The sequence below is a fragment of the Sunxiuqinia sp. genome, assembly GCF_055140945.1.
The window spans coordinates 44,482-61,861 of the sequence record NZ_JBSQYS010000026.1; the positions used below are offsets into that span (position 1 = coordinate 44,482).

Genomic DNA, 17,380 nt, shown 5'->3' on the forward strand with positions numbered 1-17,380 from the left:
AAAGGAAATACCGTGAAGAAGTTAAGCGAATTTTCGGTCAACTACCCGGTTACTATTCTGATGATGGTGCTTGGAGTCGTTCTGCTCGGGTACATCTCGTACGATAAGCTGGGTGTCGATCTGTTTCCGGATTTAAACAACCCCCGCCTCTTTGTTGAGCTGCAGTCGGGTGAGCGTCCGCCGGAAGAAATGGAGTCCCAGTTTGTGGAGAATCTTGAAGCTCTGGCTATCCGGCAATCAGATGTTGTTCAGGTTTCCTCGGTGTCTAAAGTTGGCAGTGCCCAAATTACAGTGGAATATGCCTGGAACAAGGATATGGACGATGCTTTTCTGGATCTGCAGAAAGCAGTGACTTCATTTGCCCAAAACCGGGAAATAGATGAGATCAATATAACGCAGCACGATCCAAACACATCGCCGGTAATGCTTTTGGGACTGAGCAATCCATCCATTGACGATATGAACGAGCTGCGCAAGGTGGCTGAAAACTATGTCCGCAATGAGTTGATTCGCCTGGAAGGGGTTGCCGAAGTTGAAGTTTCGGGTGATGAAGACGTCGAAGTATTGATTGAAACCAATGAGTACCTTTTGGATGCCTTTGAGCTGACAATGGATGAGATCAGCAATCGGATTGGAAGTTTCAACCAGAGTATCTCAGGCGGAAGTATTGAGGAAATGGGATTGCGTTACGTGGTGAAAGGCGTAAGCTTGTTGACCGATATTGACGATTTTGAAAACGTCATCGTTGGGTATAAACAGGTGATGGCCGATAATACAGAGGCAGCCTATGCCCCAATCTATTTGCGCGAAGTTGCCAAAGTTAGTTTCCAAAACAAGGAACCCGACAACATCGTTAGGTTAAACGGGAAGCGTTGTTTGGGGCTTTCAATTTATAAAGAAACAAAATTCAATACCGTAAAAGCGGTTGATGAAATCAACAAAGCCATTGTTGATGTCGAAAAAGCACTGCCGGGCTACCAGTTGCAGATGGTAACCAACCAGGGAAGTTTTATCAGCGATGCGATTAACGAAGTGGAGGAATCTGCTTTGCTTGGTATCTTGTTGGCAGTTATCGTCTTGTTTATTTTCTTGCGCCGCGTAGGAAGCACATTAATTATTAGCATCGCCATCCCAATTTCCATTATTGCCACCTTCAACCTGATGTATTTTAATGGCTTGACTTTAAATATTATGACCTTGGGAGGGCTCGCTCTGGGAGCCGGTATGTTGGTTGATAATGCTATTGTGGTGATGGAAAACATTTTCCGAAATCATGAGTCGGGCATGTCGGTGCGCGAAGCGGCGATCACCGGAACCTCGCAAGTTAGCGGAGCCATCACGGCATCAACCATTACCACCATCATCGTATTTTTGCCTATCGTTTATCTGCACGGTGCTTCGGGCGAATTGTTTAAAGATCAAGCATGGACAGTAGCCTTTTCGTTGGTATCCTCGCTGGCCGTGGCCATTTTGGTAATTCCCATGTTGTTCGATCTGTTTTATAAGAAAAAGAAGCGGACAGTTAAGAATCGTTCGGTACAAGTAAAAGGCTACGGCCGTTTTTTATCGAAAGTATTAAAAGTGAAGTGGCTGGTCATTCTGCTTGCTCTTGCCTTGGTCGGTGCATCAGCATTATTGCTTCCATTTATTGGGACTGAATTTATGCCGAAAACGGAGACACGGGAATTTAGTATGGAAATTCGAATGCAGGAAGGAACCCGGATTGAGCGAACAACTGCTGCCGTTGAAAATCTGGAACAAGTGGTTGCCGGGTTGTTGGGCGAAAACCTGGAGACCATTTATAGTCATATTGGCCCATCAAGTGGGATTAGCAGTTCGGCTTCAGCAATTTTTGAAGGTGAAAACACAGCCACTATTAAACTCATTTTAACACCTGAAAGCAGCATTGCTTCATCAGCGGCAATCCAAAAAATCAGTCATGCGATTGGTGAAATTTCAGGCATGGAAATAAGCTACCAACAGGATGAGACTGCCCTGAAAAGCATTATGGGAACCGATGAAGCTCCGGTGGTGATTGAAGTCGAGGGCGAAGATCTGCAAGTCATTGAATCGTTAACCGCAGAAGTCAAGGGCTTCGTTCAGGATTTACCGGGAATGTACAATTTTGAATCATCAATGGAAGAGGGTTCTCCCGAAGTTGAGATCGTAGTAGATCGACTGCGGGCCGGGATGTATAACCTAAGTGTTAGTGATATCGTGTCGCAAATTCAAGCACAGTTAGAAGGGAAAGATGCCGGTCAGGTTAAGCGTCAGGGAGAAATGCAGAACATTAGCATTAAGCTACCGGACAAAGGCTTGTCGCAAATTGAAGAATTAAGAATCACCATTGGCAATCAGGAATTCATGGTAGGTGAGCTGGCTGAGATCCGAATCGGACAATCGCCTAAAGAAGTGTATCGCCGTAACCAAAGTCGGATTGGAAAAATATCTGCTCAACTGGAAAAAGATGTCCCCTTGGATCAAGCGGTCAGCAAAATTCGAGAAGCCATCAAACCCATGAGTATTCCTCCGGATTACAAGGTAAACATCAGTGGTGAAGAAGAAAAGCGACAGGAGTCCATGGCGAGCCTGAGTTTTGCCTTGTTATTATCCATCGTTTTGGTGTATATGGTTTTGGCTTCGCAGTTTGAATCGCTGCTTCACCCATTCACCATCCTGTTGACCATTCCATTGGCTGTGGTTGGCTCTGTGTTGGTGTTCTTCCTGTTAGGAAAAACACTTAACATTATGGCTTACATTGGTATCATTATGCTGGTCGGGATTGCGGTAAACGACTCCATCATTTTTGTCGATCGCATTTTGCAGCTTCGAAATGAAGGCATGCAACGTATGGAGGCCATTTTACAAGCCGGGCAACAACGGATTCGCCCGATCATCATGACCAGTTTAACAACCATTCTGGCTCTATTTCCATTGACTCTGGGAATGGGCGAAAGTGCATCGCTGCGTTCACCAATGGCTTTGGCGGTTATTGGAGGATTGGTTACGTCAACCATATTGACTTTGGTGGTTATTCCATGTATGTACGAAGCCATTGAAGTCATCAGAGACCGGTTAAAAAAAGAGCCGAAACCAATTGGATAATTGAGGAGATAACGATGAAATTCATAATCGATAGAAAGACCCTGATCAGCATGTTGTTTATTGGATTGACCCTTTTGGGGTACGTATCCTATAAACAGTTGGGCGTTGAATTATTGCCTAATGCGGAGCTGCCCTTTTTGTTTGTTCAGGCAGTATCTAACCAGGAGGCTGACCCCGAATATCTTGAAAATGAAGTCGTCATTCCTATAGAAGGTGCTGTTGGCACCTTGGAAGGTATCGAATCGCTGGAGTCAAATATCACCTCCCGAATGGGGACGGTCGTTGTTTATTACCAGAAAGATGTTGACTTCAGTTTTGCCTACCTCAAGTTACAGGAAAAGATAAACGAGATACAAGGTGACTTGCCGGACGGTGTGCGTGTTAGCGTAAATCGTGTTGACCTCTCACAAATGAACAACCAGTTTATGGAATTGCAGGCTCGCGGAAGTGGTGGAGTCGATCGGGTACGCAATATTGTTGATCAGGAAATAGCTCCTGATCTGGAGAATCTGGATGGCATTGCGGGTGTCAATGTGTTTGGTGGTCGTGAAAAATCCATCGAGGTTATTTTGGATATGGATGCCTGTGAAGCATACGATATTACACCGGCACAGGTTCGTTCGTTACTTTCTCAAAACTCACAATCACGCACTTATGTGGGCAATCTTAAAGAAAGCGATAAACTCTACTTTGTGCATGTAACTGCCGAATACGATCGGGTTAGTGAGCTGGAAAACCTGGTGGTATCTGATGGACCAATCTTGCTAAAAGATATCGCAAAAGTTCGTTTCGGTGTAAAGGAAGAAACAAGCTACAGCCGGGTGAATGGGAAAGACGCAATTACCATTCGTTTGATCAACGATTCGCAGGTCAACCAGATTGAGCTATCTCATAAAACACAGGAGCTGGTTGAAAAACTTAATAAGAAGCTGGCCCGCAAGGACGTGGAGTTGTTTATTCAGGATAACTCCGCTGAAACCATGGAAAACAATATCGACCAAATCATCAACCTGGCGTTGGTTGGTGGATTGATGGCCGTGTTTGTACTGTGGATGTTTTTGCGAAATGTGCGTATTGTGGCATTTATTGCCCTGGCTATTCCGATTTCAGTATTCACTGCCTTCAACCTTTTTTATGCCTACGATATTACCCTGAACAGCCTGACACTGGTTGGTATGGCACTCGCCATTGGCATGCTGCTCGACAATAGTGTTGTGGTACTTGAAAATATTTATCGACTTGCCGGAAAAGGAGTAGATCCGGATTCGGCGGTCACGCAAGGGACATCCGAAGTTTGGCGTTCTATCCTGGCAGCAACCTTAACGACGATTACGGTGTTCCTGCCCTTTGTTTTTTCAACCAATTTCATGATTGAAATGCTGGGAAAGAATGTCGGTATTTCCATCATTTCAACCTTGCTGGTTTCGTTGGTTGTAGCATTGTTATTGGTACCAATGGCTGTCCACTATATTCTGAAAAGAAAACGCGGCAAAGAGATCTCCTTTGAAAAGGTGACCACCAATAACCGGATGGTGCAAGTATACTTGTTGCTGCTGAAATCGTGCATGCGCTACCCCACAAGTACTGTTTTGGGAGCTGTCGTTATTTTCTTCATTACCATTTTTGCCAGTTTGGCTATTAGTGTCAGCTCACTGCAGGAAGTTGAAGAAGACCAAATTCAATTGTATGTGACCATGCCATCGGGCTCGAGTCTTGAAGTAACAGATGAAACAGTAACTAAGATTGAAGAAAAACTGGCAGAAGTTAACGAGAAATTGGATGTGGTGAGTACCATTGAAGAGGAAAAAGCAGTTGTTTCGTTAACGCTGGTTGAAGATTATGAAGAGGTTGATGGCCGATCATTTGCCGAAATAAAGTCAGCCGTAAATGATCTGACAAAAAATATCGGTTCAGCGGAAATCTCCTTCGAACAAAGCCAATCAAGTGGCGGTGGAGGCGGTGGTTTTAGTGGCGGCCGCAATATGATGGGCAATTTTCAACGGATGCTGGGAATTGGTTCCGAAGAAGAAAAAATTGTATTGAAAGGTCAGGATTTTGTCATGATGCAAACGGTGGCCGAAGACATTGAATATTTTCTGGATGACCTGGATTTTATCAACCGTGTGCGACTGAATGTGTCGGACAACCGACCGGAAGTCCACATGCTGTTCGATCCGCTGCTGATGACAGAATACAACATCAGTATGGGACAGGTAGCCAGTGAGCTGAATTCCTTTTCAGGCGAAATTTCTACCGGCGTACAATTTAACCAGGGAGTAGACGAATACGAAATAATTATCAAGCAAGGCGAAGAAGATCCACTGGAAGAAGATATGCGTACCATGGATGATTTGAAAGTTTTGCAGGTGAGCGATGCCTCGGGAGGCCTGCACGATTTGCAGGAGTTTACTCAGTTGGTTTACGCTCGGGGCTTGGCCGGAATCAACCGGGTGAACCAGGAAAAGCAAATCGAAATTACCTATAGCCTGATTAATGAAGCTCAGCAATCGAATGACTTGCTGGAATCTTATCGCTACGAAATCGATGCGCTGATTGCCAATTACAACTTCCCTTCAGGGGTGGCCGCTGAAGTGATTCACGAAGAGGACGATCTTGGCGAATTTAAGTTTTTAATCTTGGCTGCCATCATTTTAATTTTCATGATTCTGGCATCGGTGTTCGAATCATTTGCAACGCCCTTTGTGTTGTTGTTCTCCATTCCGCTTGCGGCAATCGGTTCGCTATTGGCGTTGATTATTACCGGCAACAGTTTGTTTAATGCCAATACGATGATCGGCTTCCTGATCTTATTGGGTGTTGTGGTTAACAATGGGATCATTCTGATTGATTACAGCAATATCTTGCGCAAGCGAGGATATCGCCGTTCCCGGGCGTTAATGACCGCTGGATTGTCGCGGGTTCGCCCAATCCTGATTACAGCCATTACTACCATTGTTGCAATGGTTCCACTAGCCTTGGGTCAAGCCGAATACGTGAGTGTGATTGGCGCACCATTTGCCATCATTGTGATTGGCGGTTTGGCATTAAGCACCGTGCTGACCCTGATTTTTATTCCAACGTTTTATTCGGGATTGGAAAGTGCTTTGGAGTGGTTCCACCAGTTGGATTGGAAACTGAAAGCCTTGCAACTGATCGCCATAACAGGTGTTTTATTCCTGATTTACTATGACGTGGATTCCTTAACCTGGCAACTGGTTGATACGGTTTTGGCAGTTGTTTTAATTCCCGGCACCACATGGTTTGTGCTGAATAGTTTAAAGAAAGCAAGTGCTCAACTCATCGCACCAGACGAAAAAGTGCATATCGTCATTCAAAATCTGGTGAAAATATACGACCGCCCTAGCCGCTTTGCCCGCGAGTGGGCCGGTGGCCTCAACATCCGCCGACGAGCCGGCTTGGAAAAAGAATTCCGCTCCATTCGGGAGTTTGATCAGCTGATCTGGCAATTGCCTCTGTTGGGTTTTATGATCTATTTTACCTTTTTCTACTTAGATGCCGCTTTCTGGATTAGCTTCATGATGATAATCATTTACTTATACCTGAACCAGATCTGGAAACCGATTACCATTTATTTAAACCATCGGCATCAGGAAACAAACCGAACGGCTTTCATGCGGATTAATAAATTAGGCAAGCTGTTTCTATATTGGTTGTTGCCTTTAGTTGGATTGGTTATCCTCTGGGCAAAAACAGATGTTATTGGACTGGTAATCGCATTTGGAGCACTGTGGTATTTGGTCTTACTAATTTCAGTTACAGCCAAACGGCTTTACGAAGAAAAAATAAATATTGAGCGGATCACCGGCCGTTTTGGTTCGCTGCGACGGGGGATTTTTCGGTTGGTAAAACAAATTCCGGTGATTGGAAAACGTCGGGTTCCTTTTAAGGCGCTCAATGGGGTTTCGCTGGAAATTGGAACTGGAATGTTTGGACTACTTGGACCCAATGGAGCCGGCAAATCAACCATGATGCGGATTATTTGCGGAATTTTTGAGCAAAGTTACGGCAAGGTCTGGATCAATGGTATTGATACGCAAGAAAAGCGCGAAGAGCTACAGGGATTGATTGGCTATTTGCCGCAAGAGTTTGGAACCTATGAAAATATGCCTGCTCAGGAGTTCCTGGATTATCAGGCTCTGCTGAAAGGACTAACCGATGCCAAACAGCGAAATGAACGAATCGAATATGTGCTGAAAGCGGTTCATATGTGGGAAAAGCGAGGCGATAAGATTGGCTCATTCTCCGGTGGTATGAAACAACGAATTGGGATTGCACAAATCCTGCTTCATCTGCCTAAAATTTTAGTGGTGGATGAACCAACTGCCGGGTTAGATCCGCGTGAGCGTATCCGTTTCCGAAACCTGTTGGTGGAGTTGAGCCGCGAGCGGATTGTTATTTTTTCAACCCATATTATTGAGGATATTTCAAGCTCGTGTAATCAGGTGGCCGTAATCAACCGGGGTCAAGTAAAATATCATGGTACGCCAATAGAAATGGTGAACCTGGCCGAGAATCTGGTTTGGCAATACGATGTGCCGGCTGCTGAATTTGATAAGATGCCTAACAAGCAAATGGTAACACACCACATGCGGGTAGGCGAAAATATAAGGGTACGCCTGTTGAGCCATGAGAAACCAGCCGATGATGCTGTAGAGGCCAAGCCGGTACTGGAAGATGCTTATTTGTGCTTGATTAAAGACTTGAAGTAATAGAAGGCTGGTTGACATCCGATGTGAAAGAAATCATTCCGAACTTGTTTCGAAATCCGCCAGCTATTAAAAAGTAAACCCTGAAACAAGTTCAGGATGACTTGATCAATTAGTTTTAATTTATGGTTTTAAAAAAACATGAACACACTCAAACTTAGAAATACGATGAACCTGATTGGCAAGATGATCCAATACAATTTCCGGATTATTTTTGGTGGCCGTTTTATCTGGTTCTTGCTATCAGCCTTTGCATTTTATGTATTTATTTCCATCATGGCTGTGTGGAATGGTGAATTGCCTGACGAAGAATTTGTGTACGGCGCACTTACCTTTCCGGCCATTCTGCTTATTTTTTATCCCATGACTTTTGGCATCCAAAATGATTTAGATGCCGGGATTCTGGAAATCCTCTTTGGAATTCCTGACTACCGCTATAAGGTTTGGCTGGTGCGGTTGATCCTGGTCTTTGTGTTGGTTTTTTTCTTGTTGCTTGGTTTTGCCGGTGTTAGTTCTATCTTCTTAGCCCGTGTTGATTTATTGGAGATGAGCTCGCAGCTGATGTTTCCGGTTTTCTTTTTAGGAAGCATGGCATTTATGTTTTCAACCATCATAAAAAATGGGAATGGAACAGCGGTGGTGATGGTGATTTTTGGTGTAATCTTTCTTGTTTTTGCCGACGCTCTGGAACGAACATTTTGGAATGTTTTCCTCAATCCATTCAATGTTCCTCGCAATATGAATGAAGTGATGTGGGAGGGTATTGCGCTGAAGAACCGAATTTTTCTGGTCGTTGGGGCATTGGTATTTGTGCTGTATGGACTGTTTAACCTGCAAAAACGCGAGAAGTTTATTTGATAGAGTTTCAAACCCGGAGTTTCTAATTTATCTTACCACTTTCGAAGTTTTAGTTTCAATCATTCCGCTTTATTGTAAACTAAATTTCGTGTTCCCAACAAATTGAACAACGATTGAAAATCGTCGCGAGCGGTTCGGATTAATTGCCATTTGAACTCCCAATTAAGTAGAGAAATATCTGTGGCCGTTTTTTTAAGATCAGAAGCGATTTGATATAATTTCCACCAATTTTGTTTGGTTTATGGGCTTCGAAATATACTCATCGCATCCAGCTTCGATTGCCTTTTCTCGATCCTCCGATTGTGCGTAGGCTGTTTGCGCTAAGATAAATATGTCTTTATTGAATTCACGTATTCGTCGTGTTGCCTCGTATCCATCTATGCCAGGCATTTTAATATCCATTAGAACGATGTCTAGTTCCGGATTATTACGGCACATTTCTACGGCTTCAATCCCCGTTTTTGCAACCAGCATTTCTTTCGCATATTCTTTAAGTATGATACTTAAATAAGTTATGGCAGTTTCATCATCTTCGGCAATCAATATTTTTAATTCGTTTTCAATTGACTGCGGTTGATTCAAATCCTCTGCGTTCTTTTCATGTATTTCTTTTGTGTTTGTTTTGTAAGGAATTGTAAAGTAAAATTGAGAACCAACTCCTTCCTCGCTTTCCACCCAAATTTGTCCACCTAACATTTCCACATAGGCTTTCGAAATGGCCAGTCCCAACCCGGAGCCCTCATAAACCTGCTTGTCATGAATATCAGCTTGCACAAAACGATTAAATACGGCTTCTTGTCTTTCGGTTGGAATTCCGATGCCTGTATCCTTCACATAAAACTCGAGTTCTTTATTGTTGGCTTTTTTATTGATCGAATAGCCAAATTCAATACTGCCGCCACGGGTGTATTTTATGGCATTCTTGATAAAATTTACGAGTATTGAATTTAGTTTTTCTTTATCCGAATTAACAGAGGCCTGTTGATCGGGAAGCCGGTTTGTAATGGAAAGTTTGATGTTTTTCTTCGTCGTCTCAGGCTGGAAAAATGCAAAAAGCTCATCCAATTGATTATTCAAATTGATATTAGAAATTTTAATATCAACTTGCCCCGATTCAATTTTAGAGATATCGATGATGTCGTTAATGGTGGTTAACATGCGGTCGCCGCTTTTTTCAATAATGTCGATGAATCTTTCTTGCTGCTTACCAGTCAGTTTGGGATTTTTCAGTAGGCTTGTAAACCCCAGAATACCATTCATGGGTGTACGTATTTCATGACTCATATTAGCCAAAAATGCTGATTTTAGGCGGTCGCTTTCTTCGGCTTTTTCTTTGGCTTCTATTAACTCAATTTCAACCTGCTTACGATCCGTTATATCAGATAAAATACTGAGGTTAAAATCTTTTTTTATTCGAATTGCGGCATAAAGTGCAGTCTTTATGTCACCATTAGGGGTTATAAATTCAAATTCTCCTCTATCTTTGTTTTTATCTATATATTCTTTGTACTTTCTGGATGCTCCTTTTTCTTCGATCGTTTGCAAATCGGCCACATTCATTTTCAGAAGTTTCTCTTTTGAGTATCCCAATAATTCAGCTGCAGCATTATTACAAATCATATAGTTTCCCTGATCGTCTGAAACGATTATCGCGTTCAGGCTGTTATCAAAAATTGCTTTTAAGAAGGATTCACTGTTTTTAATTTTTTGTTCAGCCAGTTTTTGTTCGGTGATATCATGCAATATTCCGGTAACTTTAGCCGGATTGCCATCTTTGTCTCTTTGAACTTCCGCGATAGAACGGATTATCTTTTTTTCAGAAGTATTTTTGGGAGTTATTTCAAATACGATATCATATGGTTTATTTTTATTCACCAGATCAATCATTGCCTGATTGACTTTTTCTCTGTCTTTCTCAGCAACAATTTTCATCACTTCTTCTGCCGAAAATTCTTCTTCATCCAAATCCAGCTTATAAATACGTTTGCTTTCATCTGAACCCCAGAATTCATTTGTTATCAGGTTAAATTCCCAGCTTCCAATATGACCGACCTCCTGAGATTTTCGGAATCTTTCCTCACTAATTTCTGCGTTTCTCTTCGCCTTTATTATTTCGCTCTGGACTTTTTTCCATTCGGTTATATCCTTAATCGTTGCAAAATTGCTGATTACGTTTCCTTTGTCGTCCACCAACTGCGACGGGCTTACAATCACGGGGAAACGTTCGCCGTTTTTCTTCTTAAATACCAACTCCAATTCTCCGGCTTTTCCTTGAACACTCTTTTCAAATGCCCTATTTATGTTCTCATATTCCTCTTCGGGCCAGTAAGGGTGCGGCGGTTTGGTCCCTACCAATTCCCTTTTGGAAAAACCCGTCATTTCGCAGAATGATTTATTTACATCGAGATGAACTCCCTTTGCATCCAGGATGGAAAATCCATTGGGCATAGAACTGATTATACTTCTTGAGAACTGTTCACTCTTCTTCAATTCTTCCTCTGCTTTTATTCTTTCCGTAATATCTTCACCAGAACTTAATAAACCTGTAATTTTCCCATCATCATTTTTTATAATATGATTATACCAGCGAATGGTTCTAAATTCTCCGGATTTGGTGATAACCTGATTTTGATAATAAGACATCTCTTCTGCTTCACCATTCATGAACTTTTGGAATTCTTTTCTTAGTTTTTTAGATATTTCTCGGGGTATACAAGTCTCAAACCAATTTTTCCCTATTAATTCATGATTGTCGTATCCCAGCATGTGATGACCGCTTCCGTTCAGTAAAGTAATTTTACCCTTTTCATCAAAGGTCATCATGATTTCTGCGGAAATGTTTAAATACAGCTCTGCTGTTTCTTTACTTTTTACAAGCTCCTTTTCGTTAGCTAACAATCGCTGATTTGCTGCCTTCAATTGCTCTTCGCTTGCCTTTAATTGTTGGTTAGCGGCTCTAAGTTGTTGTTCGCTTGCTATTAACTGTTGATTTGCCGCCAGAACTTGCTGTTCTCCTGCTGACAATTGCTGATTGGAGGCTTGTAATTCGTGTTCGTTTGCCAGTAACTGTTGATTGAGTGCCTTCAATTGTTCTTCCGCTTTTTTCCGTTCAGTAATATCCTGAAAAGTACCATGTAAACGCACACATTTACCCTCTTTTAGTTCAGGTTTACCAATGGCATGTACCCACAATGTATTGCCTTTTGCAGTTACAAATTGTGACTCTATTTCATATTGGCTTCCTTCTTGAATGGCTTTATCGATTGCTTTTCCCATCCGTGTTTTTGATTCTCCCGGAAAGAAATTAATCGCTTCCTCGAGTGTTGGTAAATAATCTTCAGGAACTTCATGTATCTTTTTCGTGCTTTGTGTCCAGTAAACCGTGTTGTCTTCCAAATTAACTTCCCAGCCACCAACGCGCGCCATTTCACCGGTATCGTTTAAAACCTCCAGATTTTTGCGCAAATCTTCTTCTGCCTTTTCAAGTTTTTTGTTTTTATCAATGTCGGCGCATAGGTGTTTTATTTTCTGTGGTAAAATGTCTATAAAATCAGATTCTTTCACCATATAGTCCCAAACACCCTCCTTCATCATTTCAATGGCAATTTTCTCATTACCAAAACCTGTAAGTACAATTACCGGGGGTATTTTATGGTATTTTTGGGTTAATTGTTTTGTTAATTGGCTGCCTGTCATATCCGGCAATTTGTAATCGATCAACAGGATCTCATTTTCGTCACCACTGGATTTATCCAATGCTTCTTGTCCAGTCTTTGCGCAGTCGGTTTTATAACCTTCTTTTTGAAGCGTTTTCTGAATTAAGCGATTCAATCCTTCATCGCCTTCAACAACAATGATTTTATAGTTTAGACTCTTAACTGGTTTTGCGGCATCCGGTTTTTTGTCATGTACATTCATGATTCTGTTTTTAGATGGGTCCTGATTTTTTCCAATAATCTGTCCTTTTCTATCGGTTTAGCAATGTAATCGTTACATCCGGCCTTTATTGAACTTGCACGGTTGCCTACCATGGCATAGGCCGATTACACAATGACTATCAACCCTTTATTGAATTCCCAGATTTTCCGGATAGCCTCATACCCGTTTAATTCCGGTGTTTCAATAGCTATAGTCACGATATCAATATCGGTATTTTTTCGGCATGAATCAACTCCTTCAATAACCAATACTGCAAGAAAAACTCATTGAGCAATATGTCATAAAACATTACAATTATAGAAGGTCACGGACCTATTTGATATTTTCGGTTTCGCTTCTATCACAAATTGTTAAAGACTCGAAACATGACACTAAATTATTCGCACTACTTAAATGATCATTCGTCGATAAACTGAGTGTAGTGTTGGTAGCGTTCGAAAATTTGACGTACATAGTTGTACGGTTCTATACCGCGAACATAACCGTAGTTTACAACCGGATCGTTATAATTTTTGGGTACGCTTAATTCCAAAATCATATCCTCAACATTCTCATCCCAAACATCAGGATCCAGTCCTCGTTTTTCAGCAAGGCTCTGGGCATCGATCACGTGATACAGACCACAATTATAAGCTGCCATCGTGAATTTAATCTTCTGGATAGAGTCTTCCAGGCTTTCAAAATTCTCCCTAATTTGTTTTAAGTAGGTTGTGCCCCCTTTTATACTTTGCTCCGGGTCGGTTCTATCGGTAACACCTAGTTCCTCTGCCGTAGCCGGCATGAGCTGCATCAACCCTGCTGCATCGGCCCAGGAGCTGTTATTCGGATTAAATTTAGATTCCTGGTAGATCAGCGAGGTGACCAATCGCCAATCCCAATTTAGTTCATTAGAATACGTTTTTATCAAGTCGTCATACGGACTTATTTCCTGATTATTCAAACTATAAAAATCACTTTTAACGCGTCGTCGAAAATCCCTGCTGTTTTTGAAATACTTGTTGTAAATCACGTTATAATCCACTTCCTTTTTCAGTTCCTTCAACCACTCATTTGTGGCTTTCAGTAAATTAGGTGAGTTGTGGCGCGTTGCCCAACTTATTCTCTGCGAAAAGCTAACCGGAACATCAATATCTAAAATGGGGTAATACGAAGCCATGATGCTGGCGATGTTCTGATCTGCAATGGTGTATTCAATATCTCCCCGGGCCACTTCTTTTATGATTTCGTCGGTCGCCATTTCTCCCGAAAGAGTATCAACGTATATTTGTCCGCCAAGCTCCTCCGATAGATTCACAATTCTTTCGCTATATGATGAATTACGTCGGATTGAAACGGTATCGTTTAAAAGTTCCATCGGATCCTCAATCAAGGCGTTTTCTAATTTATTCCAGTGCATGGTTCGCCAATTGTCCGGTTTTTTTTGCACGAGCACCTGTTTGGTCAGATATAAATAATCGGTGAAAGAGACTTCTTTTTTTCGAAGGGAGGTAATGGTTAATCCATGCGCTACCAGATCGCCCTCGCCGGCATTGAGTTTTTCGAATAACTCGTCCATATTTTTAACCACAATCAGTTCAAGCGAAACGTCTAAATATTCGGCAAATCGTTCCAGTAATTCATATTCGTAACCCATGGGGCGCCCCCGATAGAGAAAATAGGTCGTGCTACTATAAACTGTTAAGGCTCTCAATTTGCCGGCCTCTTTGATTTCCTTTAAATCCCATTCTATTGGATTAGACTTTGATCTGGTTTTATCGTTTTTCTGTTCCTGCGAACAGCTCACCATAAAAAAGGACAGGATTAGTAATAGTTGGTAACGGAGTTTAAAAGTTGTTTTTAAAATCATAGGTTATCAATTTAAATTACGACTCTCTGCTCTCTTGAAACAGCAATCAATGCATGAAAATGGGTTTAAACATCCCGTTGAAGCACTATAAATTAGTGAAGATATTTCGCAATCCAAAATTCGAGAAATGCGCACCCTACTTTAAAAGCTGCATGGGCATGATCTCTTTCCGAGCCAATTAAGCAATTTCGGCCATCCGTTTTTGAGTCGTCCGATACGGTGTTTTAACTTCGGATCAATTCATTCCCCGCTAGTGCATTCGATCAGCTGAGAGGCAGACTGCTGCACGTGTCCGGAGGTTTGTCAGACATCAGCATTTGGTCTCTGTTCTCAGTCCGATAAAAGTGAGCTTGCAGATTGAAGGTGAAGCTGCGCCTCTCCGCCGTACCATTTCATCGGATGCCGTGGAAGTCTTTTCCGTTTACTCAGTACACCATGACCTTGCGCGTGAACGGAATTATTTATTTTTTTTGAATTTTATTCAGATGCGCACGTAATTTTTTAATTGGTGCCATTCGTAGAGGTGAATGAAAACATCCCTGAGGTTCTTGTCTCGTTTCCAGTGAGCTTCTTTTTTCTTTAAATCGTCAGAAAAATCAAAATCCTTATTCAGTTCCTGTTCGGTCATCGAATCAATCACTTTCCAAAGCTTTTCATAATTTGTGTTTGCTGCTTCAAGTAAGTCACTTTTTGATCTTGGTCTTGCCATTTTAGTGTTTTTTATGTGTTCGCGTACGCCACGATCTTTCGGGTCAATCTATTTCTTTATTGTAATATGCTGTTATCTCCCCTGCTGCCCCACCATTTCACCGTTTACCGTGAAACCCTTGCTCCTACTCTCCACGTGATAAAATAGCCCGGGAGCAGAGGATTCTGTTTCTATCGATTACAAGATCCAGAAAGAACGATTCAGGTTCTCCATATTTTCTTAGCAATCAAATCAATAAAGCAAGTTTAGGCTGTCTTTCAGCTTTCTTCTTCATTTTAACAGCAAGCAATTCCGGGAAGGATGTGGTCCATGGATTACCCTTAATCTCAAAGCTTTCAGCATGCCCTTTTATTGTGAGTGAATAGAACCAACTGTGTAAATGCCTGGTGAGCCGGTCGGGATTAAGTTGGAAATGATACCCTGATTTTATTGTTATTTCAATCGATTCATCATGTATCAAATAATTAATCGTAAATGAACCAATCGAATACTTGTAATTGGGCTTGTGAATATCGGTCTGGCAGATACGAAGAGAACCCGCTGTTGATCCGTTACGCTTGGATGAAGCGATTGCTTCCGTTAATTGATTTAAAACCTCCTGGTTGTTCATGATCACCTCATCAGAATCAATGACCATGTCGCTACCCTTACCTTTGAAATAATTCAGGATACACTTTCTCGGTAATTTATAGACCGATATATAAGAAACCGCAAGCAAGCAGACCAGTCGATTTTTAAAACTCTCTTCGCTTAATTTGGGTACAAATAAATTCCACAGATATAAATCAAATGTTGATACCGTTTTCATGATCATTAAGTTTTCGTTTCATTATTCAGAAAGGATGTCCTAAACTTAGCAATAATATCCGACATCGTTAACTACCTGCAACCGGAAGTTTCGAATCGTTGCCGAAGGTTTCACCTTAAGTTTTGGCACCACGCGCCGCTTAAAGCCCTGTTTATTGTGCAGGTTTTTCAATCGAACGTTTCAGGTTCATCAAGCCCAATTTTATAAATATTACCAAACCCATTTAAGGTACTATTGGCTATCTGCTCACTCAAATTCAATGTATTTTTCCCGTCATTCCGAACTTGTTTCGGAATCGTGAAGTGGAGGATTAGCAGTAAGTTGTAGATCCTGAAATAAATTCAGAATGACGCTTTCCTTTTTTTTGCCGTTCGGCGGAAAGTACCGATGAAACCGGGAAGGAATACATCAGTTATGTGGAGGTCAGCTTTTCGGGAGAAAATGGTATGGCGGTGAAGGAGTTTGACGGGTATGCGTTTTGACTCACTCCGGAGTTCATCTCAATCCTTTCGGATTGCTCTGACTCATCTCTTCTCTATTGGAAGATTGGGTCAACGCTCGCGTAGCAGTTTGGAAACCCCACCACCCGTTTCTACCTGTGTTCAGGATTTTGGTTGAACGAATTAAATTGATCGTTCGGCCAGTTTGCCGGATTGGTCCGAATGTAATTTGAAATTCGTTGGAACGATTCGGGGTTGCGGATGATGTGATCGTGAAACCGGGATTGCCAGGCAAAATCGGCATCGATTTTACGGGCATTGATGGTGACGACCCGTTTGTATTGATTGATAATTACCCCCAATGTTGCCGGTTTCCATTTTTCCGATGCGGCGGCGGTCTGGGCGGGGGATGCGGTGGTAGAGACGCCCGATTCGGGCGTCTCTACGATGCCGTCATCGCCAACGTTCATGCCATCATCAATACCGTTGGTGGCATGAACAGGGGCATTTTTATGATCGTATGTTTGATCGTTTCCAGATTTATTGAAAATCAACAGGCCGTGTATATGGTTGGGCATGACAACAAAGGCCCCTAATTCAACAAATGAAAAATGGTCGGGAATAGCCAGCCAATATTGTCGCGCAATATCGCCTGTTTCCGACAAAACCATTTTCCCATCCGCCACATGTCCGAAATAACAGGCCCGGTTGCCGGTGCATATGCTTACAAAATAGGCAGCATTCGAACCGTAATCCCAATTTTGCAGGCGGGCTGATGGAATGCGATATTTATTCAGAAATTTATCCATTGGTCTGATCAGGTGCTATTAATTTAATAATTAAAAATCACTGCTGTCCGGGAAAAATTAAAACTTGGGTGATGCCAGAAACGAATAAAAATAGAATAGTTGATATTCAACAAGATGGAGTTATGGGCTAAAGCCCGGA

Annotated in this window: 8 protein-coding genes; 3 read left to right on the forward strand and 5 right to left on the reverse strand. The window is 42.0% G+C overall.

The genetic code is table 11. The annotated features are described in order from the left end of the window. The first annotated feature begins 12 nt into the window (after positions 1–12). The 3 genes from ACTB00_RS12875 to ACTB00_RS12885 all read left to right on the forward strand — a co-directional run bounded on the left by ACTB00_RS12875 (position 13) and on the right by ACTB00_RS12885 (position 8,690). The gene (locus tag ACTB00_RS12875; RefSeq protein ID WP_463300327.1) at positions 13–3,105 is read left to right on the forward strand and encodes an efflux RND transporter permease subunit; all 3,093 of its coding nucleotides are present in this window, start codon (positions 13–15) and stop codon (positions 3,103–3,105) included. Positions 3,106–3,119: 14 nt separating this feature from the next. Continuing rightward, the gene (locus tag ACTB00_RS12880; RefSeq protein ID WP_463300328.1) at positions 3,120–7,835 is read left to right on the forward strand and encodes an efflux RND transporter permease subunit; all 4,716 of its coding nucleotides are present in this window, start codon (positions 3,120–3,122) and stop codon (positions 7,833–7,835) included. A gap of 138 nt (positions 7,836–7,973) precedes the next feature. Then, entirely contained in the window at positions 7,974–8,690 is a 717-nt protein-coding gene (locus ACTB00_RS12885) for a hypothetical protein (protein ID WP_463300329.1), read from the forward strand. A gap of 198 nt (positions 8,691–8,888) precedes the next feature. Here the strand turns inward: ACTB00_RS12885 and ACTB00_RS12890 are convergent, their stop codons facing one another. From ACTB00_RS12890 to ACTB00_RS12910, 5 genes are all read right to left on the reverse strand, one after another. Further along, a complete protein-coding gene (locus ACTB00_RS12890; RefSeq protein ID WP_463300330.1) occupies positions 8,889–12,608 on the reverse strand; it encodes a PAS domain S-box protein in 3,720 nt (1,239 codons plus the stop codon). 418 nt (positions 12,609–13,026) lie between these two features. Further along, complete coding sequence (locus ACTB00_RS12895) at positions 13,027–14,475, reverse strand: MltF family protein (RefSeq protein WP_463300331.1); 1,449 nt, start codon at positions 14,473–14,475, stop codon at positions 13,027–13,029. 481 nt (positions 14,476–14,956) lie between these two features. Beyond that, the gene (locus tag ACTB00_RS12900) at positions 14,957–15,184 is read right to left on the reverse strand and encodes a ClbS/DfsB family four-helix bundle protein (RefSeq protein ID WP_463300332.1); all 228 of its coding nucleotides are present in this window, start codon (positions 15,182–15,184) and stop codon (positions 14,957–14,959) included. Positions 15,185–15,410: 226 nt separating this feature from the next. Continuing rightward, a complete protein-coding gene (locus ACTB00_RS12905) occupies positions 15,411–15,992 on the reverse strand; it encodes a hypothetical protein (RefSeq protein WP_463300333.1) in 582 nt (193 codons plus the stop codon). A gap of 592 nt (positions 15,993–16,584) precedes the next feature. After that, positions 16,585–17,241, reverse strand: coding sequence for a transposase (locus ACTB00_RS12910; RefSeq protein WP_463300334.1), 657 nt, complete (start codon positions 17,239–17,241; stop codon positions 16,585–16,587). Positions 17,242–17,380 lie beyond the last annotated feature (139 nt).